General features: G+C 68.7%; 12 protein-coding genes and 1 pseudogene. 7 read left to right on the forward strand and 6 right to left on the reverse strand.

From position 1 onward, the window contains the following. The 3 genes from IT072_RS01365 to IT072_RS01375 all read right to left on the reverse strand — a co-directional run bounded on the left by IT072_RS01365 (nt 1) and on the right by IT072_RS01375 (nt 3457). On the reverse strand, nt 1–900 hold the full coding sequence (locus IT072_RS01365) for a carbohydrate ABC transporter permease (protein ID WP_374758277.1): 900 nt from the start codon (nt 898–900) through the stop codon (nt 1–3). Next, nucleotides 897–2030, reverse strand: a complete 1134-nt coding sequence (locus tag IT072_RS01370) for a carbohydrate ABC transporter permease (RefSeq protein ID WP_223359011.1) — start codon at nt 2028–2030, stop codon at nt 897–899. The genes IT072_RS01365 and IT072_RS01370 overlap by 4 nt, the downstream gene beginning before the upstream one ends. Nucleotides 2031–2131: 101 nt before the next feature. Next, entirely contained in the window at nt 2132–3457 is a 1326-nt protein-coding gene (locus tag IT072_RS01375; protein ID WP_223359012.1) for an ABC transporter substrate-binding protein, read from the reverse strand. 329 nt (nt 3458–3786) lie between these two features. Here IT072_RS01375 and IT072_RS01380 point away from each other — a divergent pair, with 329 nt between their 5' ends. Next, nucleotides 3787–5106, forward strand: coding sequence for a cation:proton antiporter domain-containing protein (locus IT072_RS01380; RefSeq protein ID WP_223359013.1), 1320 nt, complete (start codon nt 3787–3789; stop codon nt 5104–5106). 15 nt (nt 5107–5121) lie between these two features. Here IT072_RS01380 and IT072_RS01385 read toward each other — a convergent pair whose 3' ends face one another. Further along, a complete protein-coding gene (locus IT072_RS01385) occupies nt 5122–7209 on the reverse strand; it encodes an MDR family MFS transporter (RefSeq protein ID WP_223359014.1) in 2088 nt (695 codons plus the stop codon). A gap of 349 nt (nt 7210–7558) precedes the next feature. On the opposite strand from IT072_RS01385, the gene IT072_RS01390 reads away from it, so the two are divergent. Then, a complete protein-coding gene (locus tag IT072_RS01390; protein WP_223359015.1) occupies nt 7559–8467 on the forward strand; it encodes an amidase domain-containing protein in 909 nt (302 codons plus the stop codon). 79 nt (nt 8468–8546) lie between these two features. Beyond that, on the forward strand, nt 8547–9386 hold the full coding sequence (locus tag IT072_RS01395; RefSeq protein ID WP_223360883.1) for a M15 family metallopeptidase: 840 nt from the start codon (nt 8547–8549) through the stop codon (nt 9384–9386). Nucleotides 9387–9432: 46 nt separating this feature from the next. On the opposite strand, the pseudogene ppk2 reads toward IT072_RS01395, so the two are convergent. After that, nucleotides 9433–10349: pseudogene (gene ppk2, locus IT072_RS01400) on the reverse strand (polyphosphate kinase 2). An 85-nt stretch (nt 10350–10434) separates the two neighbouring features. After that, nucleotides 10435–12051, reverse strand: coding sequence for a phosphoglucomutase (alpha-D-glucose-1,6-bisphosphate-dependent) (gene pgm, locus IT072_RS01405; RefSeq protein ID WP_223359016.1), 1617 nt, complete (start codon nt 12049–12051; stop codon nt 10435–10437). A 377-nt stretch (nt 12052–12428) separates the two neighbouring features. Between pgm and IT072_RS01410 the strand changes: the two genes are divergently transcribed. The 4 genes from IT072_RS01410 to IT072_RS01425 are packed head-to-tail and all read left to right on the forward strand — an operon-like array spanning nt 12429 to nt 16196. Further along, a complete protein-coding gene (locus tag IT072_RS01410) occupies nt 12429–13706 on the forward strand; it encodes a hypothetical protein (RefSeq protein ID WP_223359017.1) in 1278 nt (425 codons plus the stop codon). Next, nucleotides 13703–14659 (forward strand): ABC transporter ATP-binding protein, encoded by a 957-nt coding sequence (locus IT072_RS01415; protein ID WP_223359018.1) that lies wholly within the window; start codon nt 13703–13705, stop codon nt 14657–14659. The genes IT072_RS01410 and IT072_RS01415 overlap by 4 nt, the downstream gene beginning before the upstream one ends. Beyond that, entirely contained in the window at nt 14656–15411 is a 756-nt protein-coding gene (locus IT072_RS01420; RefSeq protein WP_223359019.1) for a hypothetical protein, read from the forward strand. The genes IT072_RS01415 and IT072_RS01420 overlap by 4 nt, the downstream gene beginning before the upstream one ends. Beyond that, entirely contained in the window at nt 15408–16196 is a 789-nt protein-coding gene (locus IT072_RS01425) for an ABC transporter permease (RefSeq protein WP_223359020.1), read from the forward strand. Before IT072_RS01420 ends, IT072_RS01425 begins: the two co-directional genes overlap by 4 nt. The last annotated feature ends 90 nt before the right edge of the window (nt 16197–16286 follow it).

Genomic DNA, 16286 nt, shown 5'->3' on the forward strand with positions numbered 1-16286 from the left:
TCAGCCTTTCACCGCGCCGGCCATGATGCCGGAGACCAGCTGCCGGCCGGCGAGCACGAAGAGGAGGAGCAGGGGGATGGTGGCGAGCACGGCGCCGGCGAGCACGATCGAGTAGTCGACGTACTTCGCCGACTGCAGCTGGCTCAGGGCGACCTGCAGGGTCGGGTTCTGCGGCGCGACGAGGAGGGGCCAGAGGTAGTCCGTCCACGCCGTCATGAAGGTGAAGAGGCCGAGGATCGCCATGGCCGGGCGTGCTGCGGGGACGCCGACGTGCCAGAAGGTGCGGATCATGTTCGCGCCGTCGACGCGGGCGGCCTCGATCAGTTCGTCCGGGATGACGTCGACGAGGTACTGGCGCATGAAGAACACGCCGAAGGCGGTGACCAGGGTCGGCACGATCACGGCGCCGAGAGTGCCCGTCCAGCCGAACTGCTTCATGACCATGAAGAGCGGGATGATGCCGAGCTGGGTCGGCACCGCCAGTGTCGCGATCACGAACACCATCAGGCCCTCGCGGCCGCGGAAGCGCAGCTTGGCGAACGCGTAGCCCGCCAGTGTCGAGAAGAGCACGACCGAGGCGGTGATGACAGTGGAGACGATGAGCGAGTTGCCGAGCGCCTGCCAGAACGGCACCGTGCCGAGCACCTCGCCGATGTTCTTCCAGAACTGGCCGCCCGGCAGCAGCGGCGGCCAGGTGGCGGTGAGCACGGTGCTGTCGCTGGATCCGGCGACGTACGACCACCACAGCGGGTAGGCGCCGCCGACGAAGATGACGAACAGGATGCCGTAGGTGAGGAAGCCGGGGCGGCGATCGATGCCCAGCGCTTTGCGCTTGGGTGCACGCTGGGGCGCGGGGCGCGGCGACGTGCTCGATGTCGGCCGGGAGGCGGTGGTGGTCACAGGTTCTTCTCCTCGCTGGCGGCGACCAGGGTGCGGGCGCCTTCTGCGGTGGGGGCGTCGGGGTCGGCGGAGCCGGATCCGTCTCCGGCTGCGGCTGCGGCGTCGGCGGCCCGGCTGCGCGCCAGGCGTTTCGCCGTCCGTTTCGTGTGCAGGCGCGCCTCGGTGGAGGCGATCCGCCGCGAGATCAGGAAGTTGAGCAGGCCGAACAGCACGATCAGGAGGAACAGCATCCACGCGATCGCGGAGGCTTTGCCGAAGTTCTGCCGGTTGAAGGCCATGTCCCAGAGGTAGAGCACGGTGGTCTGGTACTGCCGCTGCGGTCCTCCCGGGACCGCACTGGACGGGTTGAACAGCTTCGGCTCCGTGAAGATCTGGAGGCCGCCGATGGTCGCCGTGATGATCACGAAGATCATGGTGGGGCGGATGCTCGGCAGCGTGATCGAGAAGAACCGGCGGAACGACCCGGCGCCGTCGAGGGACGCCGACTCGTGGATGTCGCGCGGCACGGCCTGCATGGCGGCGAGCAGGATGAGCGCGTTGTAGCCCGTCCAGCGCCAGTTGACCATCGTGGCGATGGCGACGTGGGCCGGGAAGGTCTCCGTCTTCCACATCACCGGGTCGAGGCCGACGGCCTGCAGCATGTTGTTGATGAGCCCGTACTTCTCGTCGAACGCGCTCGAGAAGATCAGCGTGACGGCGACGGGGGTGACGACGTAGGGGAGCAGGACGCTCATCCGCCAGAAGGTCTTCGCGCGGATGTTCTGGTCCAGGACGGCCGCGATGAAGACGGCGGCGATGAGCTGGGGGATGGCGGAGAGCAGGAAGATGCTCACCGTGTTGAAGAGGGAGTTCCAGAAGAACGGGTCCTGCAGCTCGGCGACGTAGTTGCCGAAGCCGACCCATTCGCCGGGGCCGGTGAGGAGGTTCCACTTGTTGAGCGACACGACGAACGTGTAGATCAGCGGGAACAGCCCGACGAGCCCGAAGAGGACGAAGAACGGCGCCACGTAGAAGTACGGCGACGCCTTGACGTCGAAGCGGCTGAGCTTCTGCTTGAAGGTGAGCGCCTTGCGCGCATCCCGGTCGCGCCGGACCGCGGTGGCGGTCTCCGGGCGGGTGGCGGTGGTCATGCGGTTCTCCGATGAGGTGGGAGGGCGGTGCGGTGGTGGAGGCGGTGCGTGGTGCGGGCCCCCGCCGCCGAGGGGAGCGGCGGGGGCCCGGACGGTGCCTGCTACTTGTTGACGACCAGCTGGTTCAGCAGCTTCATCGCGTTGTCCCACGCCTGGTCACCGTTCGCCTTGCCGGAGTCGAGTTCCTGGACGGACGGGCCGAAGACCTGCGACTGGATGACCGAGTCGTCCGGTCCCTTGTACTGGGCCACGACGCCCTTGGCGCGCTGGGCGAGGATCTCACCGATCGGGGCGTTGTCGAAGAACTTCGTCAGGTCGCTCTGACCGGTCACGCCGGGGTCGGACTGCGCCGCGGTCACCGACGGGAACGTGCCGGCGGCCTGGAACGTGGCGACCTGCGACTTCGCGGTGGTCAGCCAGGCGGCGAGCTCGGCCGCCTCCTTCGGGTGCTTCGACTGCTTCGGCACGGTCAGGAACGAGCCGCCCCAGTTGGCCGCGCCGCCCGGGAACACGTTGGCGAAGTCCCAGCCGGTGTCGGCGCTGCCGCCGCCCGCCTCGACCTGGCCCTTGACGACGCCGAGCATCCAGCCCGGGCAGACGAAGGTCGCGAACGAGCCGTCCGTGAACGCCTTGCCCTTGCCCCAGTCCCACTGGGTCTGGTTGGAGGAGAGCCCGGCGGCGGCACCGGCGGCCAGCTGCCCCCAGAGCGCCTTGAGGTCGGAGTTGTCCTCGATGTTCAGCTTGCCGTCCTTGGTGTAGTAGCCCTCGGGCTGCTGGTTCACCATCGCGTTCCAGAGGAAGCCGGACTGGTCGTAGAAGGCCTTGCCGGTGGCGGCCTTGTACTGCTCGCCGACCTTGAAGTAGTCCGCCCAGGTGGCGTTGTCGCCGCCGAAGAGCTTGGCGACGGACTCGCGGTCGCTCGGCAGGCCGGCCGCGGCGAAGAGCTTGCCGTTGTAGCAGAGGCCCTCCGGCCCGATGTCCGTGCCGTAGCCGATGATGCGGCCGTCCTTGTCGGTGGCCTGCTTGAGCTTCCAGTCGACCCAGCGGTCCTTGATCTTGTCGGCGCCGTAGTCCTTCAGGTCGTTGAACTGGTCGGAGACCTGCATGACCTTGGAGAGCCAGCCCTCCTCGACGGCCTGCACATCCGGGAGGCCGCTGCCGGCCGCCTGCTTGGTCTGCCAGTCGGTCAGGGCGTTGTCACCGGTGTCGATGTTGGTCGCCTTGATCTTGATGTTGGGGTGCTCCTTCTCGTATTCCGAGTAGAGCTTGTCGAAGCCCATCGTGCCGAACGTGGTGACGGTCAGCGTGATGGGGTCCGAGCTGCTCCCGCCGTCGCTGCCGCTCGATGAGCAGCCGGCGGCGAGGAGGGCGAAGGACGCGGCGCCGGCAATGGCGGCCGCGACCTTGGTGCGTCGTGAAAGCTTCACGGATCACTCCCTTGTGGTGTGTGCTGGGTCTGATGTGGCGCCGTGAGAGCGCTCTCAGTTCGCGACCGTGAGAGCGCTCTCACGCGTTGCTGGAGAATCTAGAACGAGTCAGGAGGGGATGTCAAGCCGATCTGTGATCGCGCTCTCACGCCCGGGATTCCGGGGTTTCCTCCACCGCGGGATTCCGCGGATCTCGGTTGGTCGCGTCGCCGTGCCGTGACCTAATCGTTACCTGATCGACCTCGTGTCCCGGTGGAGGCGCGTCCCGTGATCCGACGAGACTGGACACCTCCCCGACGGTCGGGGCGGATGCCGAGGGAGGGGTCAGGATGCCCGTCATCATCCTCATCGGCTTCGCCGCGGTCGCGCTCTGGTCACTGGTCGCCCACCGCTTCGAGCGCGTCGGGATCGCAGGTCCTGCCGGCCTCGCCGCCCTCGGCGCCCTGGTCGTCATCCCCGGCGTCCCTGCGTTCACCGCAGCCATCGACAGCGACGTGTCCGAGCACGTGGTCGAGCTCATCCTGGCCGTCCTGCTGTTCGTCGACGCCTGTGAGGTCCGCGGCGGGCTGTTCGGCGGGGAGGGGCGCTCGCTCGCGCGTCTCGTCCTCATCGCCCTGCCGCTCTCGTTGGTCCTGGTCGTCCTCGTCGGCGTGTGGCTGCTGCCGCAGATCGGCGTGTTCGTGCTCATCGTCATCGCCTGCGTCCTGATGCCGACCGACTTCGCCCCGGCCACGGCCCTGCTGCGCTCGGAGCGCATCCCGGCCCGTGTGCGCCGCATCCTCAACGTCGAGAGCGGCTACAACGATGGTCTCATCTCGCCGGTGTTCGGGATCTCGCTGGCCATCGCCGTCGCGCTTCCCACTCTCATCCGCATCGCCGAGTCCGGCTCCGAGGCGTCCGGGGACGAGGCGCAGCTGGAGAAGAACATCACCGACCTCCTGCAGGCGTTCTTCGGCGCCGTGCCCGCGACGGCCATCGCCATCCTGATCGGCGTGCTCCTCGGCGGCACGCTGGGTCTCCTCACCCGCTGGGCCGCGCGCCGCGGCTGGGCCGACGCCACCGGCATCCGATTCGTCACCCTGCTGACCCCGCTGCTCGCCTTCGGGATCGCGACCGTGCACGAGCTCGCCGCCAACGGCTTCGTCGCGGCGTTCGTCGCCGGCGTCATCTACCGCGTCGCGCGCACCAGGCGCACGGAGCTCGACGCTGTCCCGCACACCGAGCTCCTGCTGGTCGAGGAGGTCAGCGCGGTCGCGGCGAACTTCGTCTGGTTCATCCTCGGCGGGATGACGACCGCGGTGATCGTGGACGGCATCGACTGGCGGCTGCTCGTCGTCGCCGTCCTGGCCCTCACCGTCTTCCGTGCGGTGCCCGTCTACATCGCGATGCTCGGCTCGTCCGTCGGCTGGAGGGATCGCACCTTCCTCGGGCTGCTGGGACCGCGCGGCACGGCGTCGATCGTGTTCGGTCTCCTGGCCTTCAATCAGCTGCCGGAATCCGTCAGTGGCGATGTGCTGAGCGTGACCGTGTTGACCGTCGTGGGCAGCATCCTGCTCCACGGCGTCGCCGCACCATTCGCCCTGCGGAGGATCGTGCCGGCGGCGGCGACGACGGCCGCCGTCCCGGAGGACGACGGCCGTCGTGGGTGAGGCGCAGGCGCCCGGCTACTCGCCGGCAGAGGTCTGCGGGCGCTGAGCCCGCAGGGACGCGGTGTCCGCGCCCGGTTCGATCAGCGCGCCGACCTCGGCGGCCGCGCGGCTGGCGAGGATGCCGACATCCTCGTCCTCCTCCTCGCGGCGCGCGGCGGCGTCCTTCTCCGCGGCGTCGTCCGCGGCCTCCTGCAGTGCGGACTTCGCGCGCAGCGGCGGGGTCTTGAAGAACCACGTCAGCACGAAGGCGATCAGCACGACCATCAGAGCCACCCAGTAGACCTCGACCGCGGACGCGTTGAAGCCCACGAGGAACGGCTTCGACAGGCGCGGGTCGGCGTCGTTCAGGAACGACGTGTCGTCGAGGTTGCCACTGCCGGCGTTCGCGCTGGTCGACTTCTTGAGGGTGCTGGACAGGCTCGGCGCGACGGAGTCGACGAAGTTCTGACGGACGGTGTCGTTCGAGAAGTCCAGCGTGACGGTCCCGTCGGGAGCGACGGACGCGTACGGGGCCTTCGCCGTGATCGCAGCACCCGCGGCCGCGGTCGCCTTCTCGACGGCTGCGGTCGTCGCCTGCTCCTGCGCGGCGGCCGGGATCTGGCCGGCCGCCACCGCGTCGGCGACAGCCTGCTTGGCGGCGTCCTGCGCCTTGGTGACGTTGGCCTGGATGCCGGACGTGGTCTTGTCGGTCAGCTCGGAGACGATCTTGTCGTAGCTCTGCTCCATGATCTTCTTGTTCTCGGGAGCCTGTGCGACCGACGGGTCGAGGGCCGCGTTCAATGCGCTGTTCAGCGTCGGCTCATCCGCGAGGGACGTCTTGACGTTGCCCGGCATGACCGTGAAGAGCAAGGAGAGCAGCACCGCGGTGCCCAGCGTCCCACCGATCTGACGGAAGAAGGTGGAGGCACTGGTCGCCACGCCCATGTCGCGCACGCCGACCGAGTTCTGGCTGGCGATGGTCAGGGTCTGCATCAGCTGGCCGAGACCGAGGCCGATCAGCAGCATGGCACCGGCGATGAACCAGTACGACCCGTCGTACTTGACGAAGGTCAGGTAGAAGAATCCGCCGCTGAGCAGCGCGGTGCCGATGATCGGGAACTGGCGGTAGTGGCCGGTGCGGGCGATGATCTGACCGGAGGCGATCGAGGAGATCATCAGGCCGAGGATCATCGGGAGCATCTGCAGACCCGACTCGGTCGGCGTCGCGCCGAGCACCAGCTGCAGGTAGAGCGGGAGGGTCAGCATGGCGCCGAACATCCCGAAGCCGACGAACACGCCGATGACGGTGGCCATCGAGAAGGTGTTCGAGCGGAACAGCTTCAGCGGGATAAGCGCGTCGTCCTTCATCGTCCTCTCGATGAGGATGAAGGCCACGACGCCGACCGCTCCGATCACGTAGCAGGCGATGGCCCCGGCGCTGTCCCAACCCCAGTCACGACCCTCTTCGGCGACGAGCAGCAGGGGGACGAGGGCGACCACGACGGCTGTCGCGCCCCACCAGTCGATCCGTGCGGAGCCGCGGGCGTGCTTGGGCAGGTGCAGGAAGCGCAGCACCATCGCCAGCGCGATGAGGCCGATCGGCACGTTGACGAGGAACACCCAGCGCCATCCGGCGATCCAGAGGATCTGGTCCGCGCCGGCGAACAGGCCGCCGACCAGCGGGCCGATGAGGCTCGAGATGCCGAAGACGGCGAGGAAGTAGCCCTGGTACTTGGCGCGCTCGCGGGGGGCGAGCATGTCGCCCATGATCGCGAGCGGCATCGACATCAGGCCGCCGGCGCCGAGGCCCTGGATGGCGCGGAACGCGGCCAGCTCGACCATCGAGGTCGAGAAGGAGGCGAGGATCGAGCCGATGATGAAGACGACGATCGCGAAGATGAACAGCGGGCGCCGGCCGAAGATGTCGGAGAGCTTGCCGTAGATCGGCGTCGCGATCGTGGAGACGATCAGGTAGGCCGTGGTCACCCACGCCTGCTGGCTCAGGCCGTGCAGGTCGTCGCCGATGGTGCGGATGGCCGTGCCGACGACCGTCTGGTCGAGGGCCGAGAGGAACATGCCGGCCATGAGACCGAAGATCACGAAGAGGATCTGTCGGTGCGACATGATCGGTTGGGGTGCGGGCGGGGCCGCTGGGGCAGTGCTGGACATTGAACTCCGAGTCGAGAGTCGAGGAGGGGACGCCCGGCGCTCGGGCGTCACACCGGTGTGAGAGTCGTGAAGATTTTTGCGGAGAGTGCAAAGTTACACCCGGTGCGCGTCTTTCGGCAACGCGCCGAGGCCCGACCGGGGCGGGTTCGCCACGGGCGAACGTCCGCCCGCGATCCCCGGGATGACGCGGATCTCCTCGGAAGCTGCGCCAGATGACACCCCCCGTCCAGGTGGCACATAGGGAGGAGGCGTAGCGTGGAAGCTACCCGAACCCGTCCCCCTCCGAATCCCCTCCGAAGGATGTATGAGTTCTCTCAGCTCCTCCCCTCGTCTCCGCCTCCGACGCGTCTCCCTCGTCGCCGTCGCAGCCGCCGCTGCGCTCCTCTTCACCGGCTGCGCGGGCGAGCCCTCCGTCGCGACCAAAGCCCTGGCCGGTGCGGCCGAGAAGTCGACCCCGCGCACCGCGAGCGTCTCCGCGGTCGAGCCCGCCGCGGGGAGCGTCTCCGGCGGGACCGTCACCCTCACCGGTTCGAACCTCCAGAATGTGGCGAGCGTGCAGATCGGCGGCCAGCCCGCCGCGGTCACCGCCACCACCGCAGACGCGGTCACGGTAGCCGTCCCGGCCGCGCAGAGCTTCGCCGCGGGTGCCGTGCCGATCGCGGTGACCGACAAGTCGGGCAAGCCGGTCGCGACCGATGGCAAGACGTACGACTACCAGGTGCAGACCCCGGTCGACAAACAGCTCGCGTACGCCATGACCTATTGGAAGAACTACAACTCGGCCGAGTGGGGCGACCTCAACTCGGTGGGAGGCGACTGCGCCAACTTCGTCAGCCAGACCCTCATCGCTCGCGGCTGGACCATGAACGCCGACTGGTACAACAAGGACGCCGCCGCCGACTGGAGCCCGGCCTGGGGGTACGTGCCCTCGATGGACCAGTACTTCAGCGAGAACGCCGCGGCCCTCGGTCTGACCGAGTACTCCTTCGACCAGCGGGACAAGATCAAGGTCGGCGACATCGTGATGTTCGACTGGAACGACAACGACTCGCTCGACCACGTGCAGATCGTCTCGGCCGTCGAGCACGTGAACGGCCAGATCAAGATCAAGATGGTCGGGCACAACGAGGACACCGACTACCGCGACCTCGACACCACCATCACGGTCGACCACCCGGGCGCGATCGGCCACTTCTGGAGCCTCTCGAAGTAGTCCGTTCGCGGGGCGGCGCGGTTCGCAGCCGGCCGTACACCGTCCGGTCGGCGGGACGGGCTATGCTCAGCCCGTGACCATGGGGGGAGCCCGGCTGCGGGCGACGACGATGGGCGTCGGCCTGGTCGGCGGCGCCCTCGCGGTGCTGCTCGCCCTCGGCGGCTGCGCGGCCGAGCCGAGCGTCGACGCGGGCGCCCGCGGTGGGGGCCACAGTCCGACGGAGCATCCGCACACCCCGCCGCCCACGCCCGATGCCATCCCGAAGCACCGCCCCGTGCCGTCGGCGGCGCCACCGCCGCAGAGCGTGGGCTTCGACGCGACCGCCCAGTCCGTCGACGACCCCGTGAGCACCTGGGTCGTGGTGAACAAGCCGCGTGCCCTCCAGCCGATCGGCTTCGTCCCGCCGGACCTGGTCTACCCCGACGTCACATACGTCAACCGCCAGCCCATGCGCCAGCCGGTCGCCGACGCACTGGTCGCGATGTTCCAGGCGGGCAAGCAGGAGGCCGGCCTCGACTTCTCGGTGCAGAGCGCCTACCGCTCCTTCGACTCCCAGACGCGGGTCTACGACGACGACGTCGCCCGCAACGGTCAGGATTTCGCCGACACGGACACCGCCCGTCCGGGCCACAGCGAGCACCAGACCGGTCTCGCCGTCGACATCAGCGCCGTTCCGGCGAAGTGCTCCCTCGCGGCCTGCTTCGGCGAGACGCCGCAGGGTGTCTGGCTGGCGGCGAACGCCTGGCGGTTCGGCTTCCTCCTGCGGTATCCGGCCGACAAGGTGGAGGTGACCGGATTCACCTACGAGCCGTGGCACTTCCGGTTCGTCGGCGTGCCGCTCGCGACGCAGCTGCACGCGACCGGCGTCACGACGCTCGAGGAGTTCTTCCACTGCGACGGCGGCACGCGGTACCACTGACACGCACGTGGCGGGCATCCTCGTGCGCCGCGGCCGGGCGGCGGCCTCAGCTCGCCATCGCCTCCGAGACCCGCTTCGACTTCTTCTTGCCCTTCGCGTGCTTCGCCGGTGCGGGCAGGTAGGGGTGCACATCGGTCGCCGCCACGTGCTCGGCGACGAGCTCGCCGGCGACGTCGGTCGCGACGACACGGCCGAGCCGCGACGATTCGCGGATACCGTCCTCGGGCCGCGGCGGGATCTCGATCTGCTCGGTGACGATCGGCTCCCAGGGGATCGTGTTCAGGATGTACGCGATCGAATTGAGGCGTGAGCGCCGCTTGTCCTCGGAGTCGACGATCACCCACCGCGCCCACGGCACATCGGTGTCGGCCAGCATCCGCTCCTTCGCCGCCGTGTAGGCGTCCCATCGAGTGATCGACTCGAGGTCCATCGGCGACAGCTTCCACTGCCGCAGCGGGTCCACGGCACGGGACCGGAACCGCTTGTGCTGGACGGATTCCGAGACCGAGAACCAGAACTTGATCAGGTGGACGCCGTCCTCGACGAGCATCTTCTCGAAGGTCGGCGCCTGCCGCAGGAAGCGCTCGTACTCGTCGTCCGTGCAGAATCCCATGACCCGCTCGACCCCGGCCCGGTTGTACCAGGAGCGGTCGAAGAGCACGATCTCGCCTTCGGCCGGCAGATGCTGCACGTAACGCTGGAAGTACCACTGGCCGCGTTCACGCTCCGTGGGAGCGGGGAGGGCGACGGTGCGTGCGATGCGGGGGAGAGGTATTGCGTGATGCGCTTGATCGCAGAGCCCTTGCCCGCCGCGTCGCGCCCCTCGAAGAGGATGACCACTCGCGCCCCGGTCGCCTTCGTCCACATCTGGAGCTGAACCAGGTCGGCCTGGAGCTTCTCGAGCTCGGCCTCGTACAGGTCCAGCGGTATGCGCGGCGTCGACGCCTTCCGGTCACGTGCCATGGGAACTCCTCCGACTTCTACGAATCGTAGAATTCTACGAGACGTAGAAGTCGGTGGGAATGCCCGGGGAGGATCGCGCCCGGACTCAGGCGATCGCGTCGCCCACGATCCGTTTGGCCTCCTCCTGCACTTCGCGCAGGTTGTCCTCGCCCGCGAAGCTCTCCGCGTAGATCTTGTAGACGTCCTCCGTGCCGCTCGGGCGCGCGGCGAACCAGGCGTCCTTCGTCTGCACCTTGACGCCGCCGAGGGGTGCGTCGTTGCCGGGCGCGCGGCTCAGCTTCGCCGTGATCGGCTCGCCCGCCAGCTCGGTCGCCGCGATCGCGTCGCCGTCGAGCTTGCCGAGCGCGGCCTTCTGCGCCGGCGTCGCCTGGGCGTCGACGCGCTGGTAGACCGGGTCGCCGAAGCGGTCGGTCAGCTCGCGGTACAGCTCCGAGGGGGACTTGCCCGTCACGGCTCGGATCTCGCTGGCGAGCAGAGCGAGCAGGATGCCGTCCTTGTCCGTCGTCCACACCGAGCCGTCGAACCGCAGGAAGCTCGCGCCCGCGCTTTCCTCGCCGCCGAAGCCCACCGAGCCGTCGATCAGGCCGGGGACGAACCACTTGAACCCGACCGGGACCTCCCACAGCCGCCGGCCGAGCGAATCCGCCACCCGGTCGATGATCGAGGACGACACCAGCGTCTTGCCGACCGCGGCGTCCTCCCGCCATCCCGAGCGGGTGCGGAACAGGTAGTCGATCGCGACGGCGAGGTAATGATTCGGGTTCATCAGGCCGCCGTCCGGCGTGACGATCCCGTGCCGGTCGGCGTCCGCGTCGTTGCCGGTCAGGATGTCGAAGTCGGCGCGCCGCTCCACGACCGACGCCATCGCCGAGGGGCTCGACGGATCCATGCGGATCTTGCCGTCCCAGTCCAGCGTCATGAACCCCCACGCCGGGTCGACCAGCGGGTTCACGACCGTGAGGTCGAGTTCGTACCGCTCCGCGATCGCCTGCCAGTAGTGCACGCTCGCGCCGCCCAGCGGGTCCGCTCCGATCCGGATCCCGCTCTCGCGGATCGCCTTCACGTCGATGATGTTCTCGAGGTCGTCCACGTACTTCCCGCGGAAGTCGTACGTCTCGACCCCGCTCGGCTCCGCCTGGCGCACGTCCTTCAGCCCGTCCGCGATGATCTCGTTCGCGCGCTTCGCGATCCAGCTCGTCGCGTCCGTGTCGGCCGGTCCGCCGTGCGGCGGGTTGTACTTGAACCCGCCGTCGGTCGGCGGGTTGTGGCTCGGCGTCACCACGATGCCGTCGGCCTCGTCGTCGTGCCCCGCCTTGTTGTAGGCGATGATCGCGTGCGACACCGCCGGCGTCGGCACCCAGTCGTCGAACTCGTCCACCAGCACCCGCACCTCGTTGCCGACCAGCACGGCCAGGGCCGAGGTCATCGCGAACTCGCTCAGCAGATGCGTGTCCGCCCCGATGAACAGCGGGCCGGTGATCCCCTGCGACGCCCGGTACTCGACGATCGCCTGCGTGGTCGCGAGGATGTGGTCTTCGTTGAACGCGGTGTTGAGCGAGCTGCCGCGATGCCCGGACGTCCCGAACACCACCCGCTGCTCCGGGACGCTCACATCCGGCTTGAGCTCGTAATACGCGGCGCGGAGGGCATCCACGTCGATGAGGTCGGAGGGCTGCGCGGGGGTGCCTGCTCGGGGATCCATGCCCCTATGCTTCCACGGTCGCGCGGCGGAGGGGAGGGGCGGGTGCGCTGCGCAGGCATTACGCAGGAACAGCACTCGACAGGCTCGTAGAAGTTCCTGTCTACGGAGATCTTCGGCGGCTGCTACTCAAACAGTCCGATCGCTGTGGTTCGACCGGCCAGGCGATGGAAATCTTCTGTCGACGCGCCAGTATCCGACGGGCGACATGATGAGGGGAGAACGCGATGGAGCATTCGTACGAGGACATCGTGGCCGAGATGCAGGACCCGCAGGGTTTCGTGGCCAGCCTGTTCGCAGGCTGGAACCACGGGGCGGCGATGTTCTGAGTCCGACGGGCCGGTCGCTCTGCGCGGCCGGCCTCCCGGGCCTCGACTCTCATGCTCGCACCGACACAACGCCTGGCTTCGGCGGTGCTGGCCTCGATCGAGGTCGCGCCGCCGGGGACCGTCGCCCCACGCTTCCATGATGCGATGCGCCACACCCTCCTCCCGGCACGGGAGTACCTGATCGCATCGCGCGAGGACCACGCACCCTTGACAGACCTTCGGATCCACCGGGATGAGAGCTCGCGCGCGATGCTGGACCTCAACATCGCCGCGCTCGTCGAGGCGATCGGCTCCGACTGGCTGGGTCGCGCCATCGAAGGCGGCCCCGCAGACGAGACGATCAGAGGCATTGTCGAGGCGTTCGCGTTGAACGTGCAGACGTCCGCGTACGCGCGACCACGCGACGGAGGCGGCGCTGAGGACGTCTACGTCGCCCTTCTCACGTACGTCAACGGCTTCGGCGGCTGGGACGACGCCCTCGCCATCGCCTCGGGTTTCGCTGCTCGGTGCGAGCGTCACGAAGAGGCTCGACCGCGGTGGCTCGCCTCGATGCTCGCAGGCGTCGTCCTCGGACTCCACCGACGTGAACACGAGGGCGCTGCCCTCGTGGATCAGGCCATGACCGGCCTCGCGGGAACGGCGGAGGCGTTCTTCGCCGGGCTTCGCTGGGCATCCCTCGAGGTGAAGCGTCGCGGGCGGCTCGACGTCGCCGAACGCTACCTGGATCGCGCAGCAGACATCGCCGTTGCGGACACGGGAGCTGACAGGCTGTTGTTCTTGGGGTTGCGCGACAACGTGAGGGGCCTCATCGCTCTCAAGCGAGGAAGCAAGGAGGAAGCGCTCAGTCTCGTCGACAGCGCGATCGCCTGCCTGCGAGCCAGCGCCGAGTCCGATGACGAGAGCGGAGCCGGTCTCGCGCTGGCGGAGCGGGCGCGTTATTACTGGATGGCTCGACTCAATCGCATCCAGCTCGATATCTTCGCCGGCGCGCTCGACAGCGCTGCGCGATCCCTCCGCGAGCTCGTCGTGTGGGCGGAGGCGCACGATGCGCGGGCAGTCCACTCCACGCTGTCGGTGCTCGGCTTCGTCCTCGTCCGGCAAGGGCGCCCGGCCGAGGCCGTCTCCGTGCTCAGTGCGAGTCTCGATCGGCTTCGGACCGAGTACGACCCGTCCGTCGTCCGGCAAGTCCGAAAGATGCTGATCCGTTGCTTCGGCGAGCTGGGGGAGGAGTCGCTCGAAAAGCGGGTCAGGGACCTCACACCGTACTTCTGGCAAAAGTCAGCGGCTTTCGGCCGATCCACCGTCGCGGCGGAAAGCTCCACGCCATGATCGAGCTCACCGACCTCACCCGCACCTTCACCACCCGCCGTGGGGCGCCGCCCGCCCGCGCACTGGCCGGGATCTCTTTCGGCATCGATCGCGGCGAGATCTTCGGACTCCTCGGACCGAACGGGGCGGGGAAGACGACGACGGTGCGCATCCTCTCGACTCTGCTGACGCCGACGACGGGCACGGCCACCGTTGCCGGGTTAGACGTCGTGACGGAGGCGATGGCGGTGCGGCGTCGCATCGGGGTCGCGTTCGGTGGGGAGCGCGGACTGTACGACCGGCTGTCGGCGCGGGACAACCTGCGCTTCGCCGCCCAGCTCTATGACCTCCCCCGTCGAGACACGAAGCGGCGGATCGCTGAGGTGCTCGACGTGGTCGGGCTGGCAGATGCCGCGGACCAGCGAGTGGAGGCATTCTCGCGCGGGATGAAGCAGCGGCTCCACCTCGCGCGCGCCCTCATCCATGACCCCGAGATCGTCTTCCTCGACGAGCCGTCGTCCGGGTTGGATCCCGTCGCCGCGCGCGCCCTCCGCGAGCTTGTGCTCGAGCTGCGGCTCCGGGGCAAGACCGTGTTGTTGACCACTCACTACATGTTCGAGGCGGACGAGCTCTGTGATCGTCTCGCCGTGATCTCGGAAGGACGGGTGATCGCGCTCGACTCGCCGGAGAGGGTGAAAGCATCCGTCCGTGTCGCGAGCGTGTTGGAGGTCGACGTACTCGACGATCACACCGGCGCCGTGCGAGCCGTCTCCGCGCTGCCGGGAGTCGTAAGTGTGCAGGTCGAGCAGACGGCCGCGGCGAGCCGGCTGATCGTCCGGATCGCGAGCGAGGGGGCGACGGACCTCCCGATCGTGCTCGGCGTCCTGGCCGACGTGCGCACCGGTGCCGCATTCGAGCGCCGTCCGACGCTTGAGGACGCCTATGTCGCCCTGCTCGAGGAAAGGGCCTCGTGAGGCTGGCCGTCGCGGCGTGGCTGCTACAGCTGCGCCTGCTCTCACGGTCGCCGTTCTTCGTGTGGATGGCGCTGCTCACGCCACTCGTCTACTGCTCGCTGGCGGCCATGATGTCCGGAGGGCACGCCTCGACGCGCACGATCATCGGCGCCGGACTGATGGGCGCCTGGTCGACGACCCTCTTCGGTGCGGCGGAGGCACTCTTCATGCAGCGCTTCTCCGGGACGCTCGAGCTCCTCGTGGGTGGGCCGCGCTCGCTCGTCGCTCCGGTGCTCGGGTTCTCGCTCGCAACGGTCACGCTCGGCGTCTACTCGGTCGGCGCGGCATGGCTGTGGGCGCTGCTGGTGTTCCGCACGGGCGGTGCCTCCGGGGGTGCCGGAGACGCCGGAGCGATGGTGATCGCGGCGGTCGTCGCGATGGCCGGGCTGGTCGCTGTCGGGGTCTTCCTCGCGGCACTGTACGTCGTCACCCGCAAGGCGATGGAGCTGACCAACATCCTCGAGTATCCGATCTGGCTGATCTGCGGGGTGCTCGTTCCGTCTGCAACGCTGTGGCCGCCGCTCGCGATCGTGGGCCGCGTCCTCCCACTCGGCTGGGCGACGCCTGCCCTGGACCTGCCTTTCGGCACCGACTGGGCAGCCACACTCGGAGTCTCGCTGCTGCTTACGGCCGGCTACTTCGCAGCGGGCGTCGTGCTGCTGCGGCGAGTGGATGCGCTCGCTCGTGTGCGGGGAACGCTGAGGCTGCGATGACCTCCTGGCTCCGCACGGCCCTGCTCTCGGGTGTCCTCGGCTATCGCGCGCTCTTCGCCTGGAGCACGCCCGGCCTGTTCGTCGCGTCGCTGGTGCTCGCTCCGGTGCTTCAGCTCGTCTTCTTCCTCTCGCTCGGCTCATCGCTCCGCTACGGCGACCCGGAGTTCTTCGTCGTAGGCAACGCGATCCAGGTCTCGGCTGCGGCGGGCGTGTCCGGACTCGTGTCCGTGATCGCCGACGAGCGTCGCTTCGGCACGCTCTCCGTCATCCTCGGCTCGCCGGGATCCGCCGTCGCGGTGTTCGTCGGACGGCTGATCCCCGGAGTCGTGCTCGGCACTTCCGTCTCGGTCATGACCGGCCTCGTCGGTCTGGCGTTCACAGGCTCCGGCACAACGCTCGCAGGGTCGCTCTTCTTCGTGCTGACTGCCGTCGTCGCCGCTTCGTCCTGCTCGGCGCTCGGCCTGGCTTTGAGCGCTCTCGGGCTCGTCTACCGGGACATCTACCAGGTCGCGACCGCAGCGTACCTCGCCCTGCTCGTCTTCAGCGGCTCCAACGTCGACCGCGCCGACATCCCGCCCGTCGTCCGCTGGATCGGCGACCTGCTTCCCACGACGCACGCGATCGAGGCGGCACGTGGTGTACTGGCGGGCGGGTCTGCGGGGGCCGCGGCACCCCTGCTTCTCGCCGAGCTCGGAGTCGGGGTCGCCTGGGGAGCAGCTGCGCTGATCGGAATGCGGATCCTTGCCCATCGGGCGCGCGTGCTGGCGCGGGTGGAGCTGTTCTGAGCGACTCCGCCCCGCCGGGACGACGGCGCCCCGGCGCCGGAGCGCATTCGTCCCGAAACGCCGCAGTCGGCTCCCCGCCACCCCTCGCTA

The organism is Leifsonia sp. ZF2019 (assembly GCF_019924635.1).
Taxonomy (GTDB): Bacteria; Actinomycetota; Actinomycetes; order Actinomycetales; family Microbacteriaceae; genus Leifsonia.

Coding starts and splice junctions, on each gene's coding strand:
- IT072_RS01425 (WP_223359020.1), top strand. CDS start 15,408: ATGACCTCCTGGCTCCGCACGGCCCTGCTCTCGGGTGTCCTCGGCTAT.
- IT072_RS01370 (WP_223359011.1), bottom strand. CDS start 2,030: ATGACCACCGCCACCCGCCCGGAGACCGCCACCGCGGTCCGGCGCGAC.
- IT072_RS01390 (WP_223359015.1), top strand. CDS start 7,559: ATGAGTTCTCTCAGCTCCTCCCCTCGTCTCCGCCTCCGACGCGTCTCC.
- IT072_RS01415 (WP_223359018.1), top strand. CDS start 13,703: ATGATCGAGCTCACCGACCTCACCCGCACCTTCACCACCCGCCGTGGG.
- pgm (WP_223359016.1), bottom strand. CDS start 12,051: ATGGATCCCCGAGCAGGCACCCCCGCGCAGCCCTCCGACCTCATCGAC.
- IT072_RS01380 (WP_223359013.1), top strand. CDS start 3,787: ATGCCCGTCATCATCCTCATCGGCTTCGCCGCGGTCGCGCTCTGGTCA.
- IT072_RS01410 (WP_223359017.1), top strand. CDS start 12,429: ATGCTCGCACCGACACAACGCCTGGCTTCGGCGGTGCTGGCCTCGATC.
- IT072_RS01395 (WP_223360883.1), top strand. CDS start 8,547: ATGGGGGGAGCCCGGCTGCGGGCGACGACGATGGGCGTCGGCCTGGTC.
- IT072_RS01385 (WP_223359014.1), bottom strand. CDS start 7,209: ATGTCGCACCGACAGATCCTCTTCGTGATCTTCGGTCTCATGGCCGGC.